At 68.0% G+C, this 4,179-nt stretch carries 4 protein-coding genes; 1 reads left to right on the top strand and 3 read right to left on the bottom strand.

Going from position 1 to position 4,179, the window contains the following annotated elements; genetic code table 11:
- Nucleotides 1–81: 81 nt before the first annotated feature.
- The 3 genes from PKE44_RS15805 to PKE44_RS15795 are packed head-to-tail and all read right to left on the bottom strand — an operon-like array spanning nucleotide 82 to nucleotide 2,980.
- Nucleotides 82–1,527: a LutB/LldF family L-lactate oxidation iron-sulfur protein gene (locus tag PKE44_RS15805; protein ID WP_324553037.1), complete on the bottom strand. Its 1,446-nt coding sequence runs from the start codon at nucleotides 1,525–1,527 to the stop codon at nucleotides 82–84.
- Entirely contained in the window at nucleotides 1,524–2,201 is a 678-nt protein-coding gene (locus PKE44_RS15800; RefSeq protein WP_311100253.1) for a lactate utilization protein, read from the bottom strand. Before PKE44_RS15800 ends, PKE44_RS15805 begins: the two co-directional genes overlap by 4 nt.
- Nucleotides 2,198–2,980, bottom strand: coding sequence for a (Fe-S)-binding protein (locus tag PKE44_RS15795; RefSeq protein ID WP_311100251.1), 783 nt, complete (start codon nucleotides 2,978–2,980; stop codon nucleotides 2,198–2,200). The genes PKE44_RS15800 and PKE44_RS15795 overlap by 4 nt, the downstream gene beginning before the upstream one ends.
- A gap of 498 nt (nucleotides 2,981–3,478) precedes the next feature.
- Between PKE44_RS15795 and PKE44_RS15790 the strand changes: the two genes are divergently transcribed.
- Nucleotides 3,479–4,179, top strand: a 701-nt coding sequence (locus tag PKE44_RS15790) for an FCD domain-containing protein (protein WP_324553034.1), incomplete at its 3' end; no start/stop codon positions are given.

Raw genomic sequence — 4,179 nt, 5'->3', positions numbered from 1 at the left:
CTGTCGCCGCGCAGCGGCGTCGCTTTTCCGCTTTTCCGCTTTTTACCGGGCGCGCTGCGCCCGCGAAAATTTTTTCGCTGTTCAGCGCTTCGTTCGTTCCGCCAGCAGCTCGTGCAGGCTGCGCGGCGCGGGTTTGAGCGGCGTCCGGCTGAGCGTCCAGCCGGATTGCCGGGGCGGCGTCAGGGCGCGGAAGCGCGTCGCCAGCCAGGCGTAGGCGCGGTAGAGCGCCGGGCGCGCGTGCAGCGCCGCCCAGCCTTGCCAGACGGCGTCGGCCAGACGGCTCTTCGCGGCGCCCTGGCCGAGCAGCGGCGGCTGACCGGGGCGCGCGTCGTGCTGCGCTTCGTTGCGCAGGCGGACGAGCAGGTCGGGAATCGGGATGCGCACCGGGCAGACTTCGCCGCAGGCGCCGCACAGCGTCGAGGCGGTGGGCAAGGCGTGTGTTCCGGCCAGGCCGAGCAGGTGCGGCGAGATGATGCCGCCGATCGGCCCCGGGTAGGTCGTTCCGTAGGCGTGCCCGCCGATGCGCGTGTAGACCGGGCAATGGTTCATGCACGCGCCGCAGCGGATGCACTGCAGCGTCGCGCGCATCTGTTCGTCGCGGTAGGCCTGCGTGCGGCCGTTGTCGACGAGGACGAGGTGCAGCTCGCGCGGGCCGTCCTTCTCGCCCGCTTTGCGCGGGCCGCTGATCAGGTTGAAGTAGGTGGTGATCGCCTGACCGGTCGCCGAGCGTGTCAAGAGGCCGAAGAGCGGCGGCACGTGGGCGAGCTTTTCGACGACCTTTTCGATGCCGGTGATCGCGATATGCACGTCGGGAACGGTCGTGCACATGCGGCCGTTGCCTTCGTTTTCGACCAGACACAGCGTGCCGGTTTCGGCGACGGCGAAGTTGACGCCGGAAAGGCCGACTTCGGCGGCGCGGAACTTTTCGCGCAGGACGGCGCGGCCGATGCCGATCAGTTCGTCGACCGATTCGGTATAGCGGGCGCCCGGCACCTTGGCGGCGAAGAGGCGGGCGATCTGCTGTTTCGTCTTGTGGATCGCCGGCATGATGATGTGCGACGGTTTCTCGCCGTCGAGCTGGACGATGTACTCGCCCATGTCGCTTTCCAGTGCTTCGATTCCGGCGGCGGCGAGCGCATGGTTGACTTCGACTTCCTCGCTGACCATCGACTTGCCCTTGACGACGAGGCGCGTCGAATGGCGGCGCGCAATCTCGATGATGATCGCGTTGGCTTGCGCCGGCGTTTCGGCCCAATGCACCTGGACACCGTTGGCGGTGAGCTTGCGCTCGAGCTGTTCGAGCAGATCGGGCAGGCGAGCCAGCGTGTATTGGCGGATCTGTTCGGCCAGGCGGCGCTGCTGTTCGAGCGCGGCGAGGTCGGGAAACTGCGCAGCGCGGCGCGCGATCAGGAAATCCATCGCGGCGCGGAAGCTTTGCCGCAGGTGCGCGTCGCCGACAGCGGTGGCCGAACGCTCGCGGAACTCGCTGGCGGGGACGAACTTCAGTTCGTGCGTGGCGCTGCTCATTGCACTTCTCCCGGGTTGACCAGCAGGAGGACGATCAGCTCCTTCGGGCCGTGCGCGCCGTAGGCGAGCGTGACCTGGATGTCGGCCGTTTTCGAGGGTCCGGAGACGAGCAGCGCGTTGGTCGGCAGGCCGGCGCTCCAGCCTTGTTCGCTGATCGCGTCGAAAAAGCGGTCGTAGAGCTTGTCGGCGTCGAGCAGTGCGAAGTGGATCGGTGGGACGAGCGAGAGCAGGCGGGGTTCGCGGTTGTCCGGCCAGAGGATCAGCGTGCCGGTTTCGGCGATGCCGCCGCGCGTCGAGGTGAAGCCGGCGTCGATCTCGCTGAACAGTTCGCCTTTCCAGTCGTCAATCGGCCGCGCGTAGGGCCGCAGGCCGCTGATTCCGGCGGCCTGCAGCGCCGCCGCGTGCTCGCTGTGCTCGCCGTAGAGCAGGCTGTTGATTCCTTTCGCGCAGCACAGTTCGAGCAGCTTTTCCGGCCAGGTGTCGCGCGTCACGCGTACGACCTCGCCACGCCAGAAAGCCATCTTCTCGCAGAAGAGCGCGATGCGCGCGGCGCGCGTCGAAGCGGGCCGGGCGGCTTTGGCGGCGGCGTAGAAGCCTTCGATGTCGGGTTCGAGCGGCTGCCGAGTGCTGCCGGCGGCGCGCAGACGCTGCAGGATGTTGTCGCGTGCGCTCATGCTTTTCCTCCTTCGCCGGCGGTGCGTTGCCAGAGGAAGCTGGCCAGGTGCTCGCCGGGCAGTCGCCGGCCTTCCTTCTCGATCGTGTGCGTCAGGTTGAGCAGGCAGCCGCAGTCGGCCGAAAGCAGCGTGTCGGCGCCGGTCTGGGCGATCGCTTCGACCTTGTCGGCGGCCATCGCGGCCGAGATTGCCGGGTGTTTGAGCGAGAAGGTGCCGCCGAAACCGCAGCATTCGGCTTCGTGCTCGTGTACGGCGACTTCGACCCGGCTGAGTTGGGCGAGCAGCGCGCCGGCGTGCGCGTGCGTTCCCATCTGGCGACGCGCGGCGCACGAGGTGTGCACGGCGACGCGCGTTGCCGGGCCAAGGTCGGTCAGCCGGACGCGCGCGACATGGACGAGGAACTCGCTCAGTTCGAAGACGCGTTCGGCGAGCGCGCGCGCTTGCGCCAGGTGCTGCGCGTCGTCGGCGAAAAGGTCTGGATAGTGCTGGCGCATCATGCCGGCGCACGAGCCCGAGGGGACGACGACCGGCCACGGCTCGGGAAACAGCGCCAGTTGGGCGAGCGCGACGGCGCGGCTCTGCTCGGGGAAGCCGCTGCTGTGCGCGGGCTGTCCGCAGCACGTCTGATCGGCCGGGTAGATGACCTCGATGCCTTCGCGTTCGAGCAGGCGGACGGCGTCGAGGCCGGCCTGCGGCCAGAAGAGATCGATCAGACACGTTCCGAAGAGATACACCTTGACCGGTTTGTCCGGATAGTGCCGGCTGCCCGCTGCGTCCATGACTGGCTCCTCTGCGCGAATGCGACGGAAAGATGCGACGGAAAGGCGAACGTCAAAAGTGGTAAGACCACTTTCCGGTACATTAGCGAGGAGCGCGCGCCTTGTCAATCGCCCGCTCGGTCAGCGGGAGCCGGCGGATCGCGCGCAAGCGGCGCGCGGGTCGACGAAAATGGCCCGGAACGGTGGGGGAGCCGTTGCCGGGCCGGTACTGCAAGCGCCTGGCGAGGGGGGGGAGGGAGGTGGTGGCCGCCAAGCACTCGAGCGCATTGTCGGCCGGATGGCGATCGGGATCTGTGCGCTATTGCACACATCGCCTGCATTTTTCGGCCGGCGTGCAGCGCCGTGCGGGTAGCGGAGCGCTGTGGCGCTGCGGCGAACTGGTGAGCATGCGGCTTTCCTGCGATACTGCGGGCTGCCGCCGGCCGGAATCCGTCATTCGCCGGTCACTCCGCGCTCTCTCCTCATTTCCTCGTCGATCCGCTCCGAGCATTGCCCCGAATGCGTCATGTCAAGCTCAATCTGCCGCGCATTCCCGACGCGATCGCTCATCAGCTCGAAGCGCGCATCCTCGACGGGACGCTGAAGCCGGGCGAGCGCCTGCCGGCCGAGCGCGAACTGGCGCTGGAGTTCGGCGTTTCGCGCCCGTCGCTGCGCGAGGCGATCAAGCGGCTGGTTTCGCGCGAACTGCTGGTCAGCCGGCATGGCGGCGGAACGTACGTGACCGATCGCCTGGCGGCGAGTTTCAGCGACCCCTGGCAACCGCTACTCGAGCAGCATCCAGCGCTGCACGAGGACGTGCTCGAGTTTCGCCTGCTGCTCGAATCGTCGGCTGCCGAGCTGGCCGCGCAGCGCGCGACCGACGATGATCTGCAACGGCTGGCGCAGGCTTACGCGCGGCTCGATCTGGCCTACGCTGGCAACAATCGGAGCGAGCAGGTGGCGGCCGATGTCGGTTTTCACCTGACGATCGCCGAGACGGCGCACAACGTGCTGTATGCGCATCTGGTGGGCAGCGTCATGCGCCTGCTGCACGAGCATGTGCGGCGGACCTTGAAGGAAATCGCCGTCAGCCCGGAAACCCGCCGCGAGCTGATGGCGCAACATCAGGCGATCGCGCAGGCGATCGGCGAGCGGCAACCGGAAACGGCGCGGCGCGCTGCGCAGGAGCATATCGCCTACGTCCGTCGGCGCCTGCAGGC

It is taken from the genome of Plasticicumulans sp., assembly GCF_035331805.1.
Classification (GTDB): domain Bacteria; phylum Pseudomonadota; class Gammaproteobacteria; order Competibacterales; family Competibacteraceae; genus Plasticicumulans.
Note: the sequence above shows the minus strand (reverse complement) of the source record. Positions and strands in the feature narration are given on the sequence as shown.

Coding starts and splice junctions, on each gene's coding strand:
- PKE44_RS15795 (WP_311100251.1), bottom strand. CDS start 2,980: ATGGACGCAGCGGGCAGCCGGCACTATCCGGACAAACCGGTCAAGGTG.
- PKE44_RS15800 (WP_311100253.1), bottom strand. CDS start 2,201: ATGAGCGCACGCGACAACATCCTGCAGCGTCTGCGCGCCGCCGGCAGC.
- PKE44_RS15805 (WP_324553037.1), bottom strand. CDS start 1,527: ATGAGCAGCGCCACGCACGAACTGAAGTTCGTCCCCGCCAGCGAGTTC.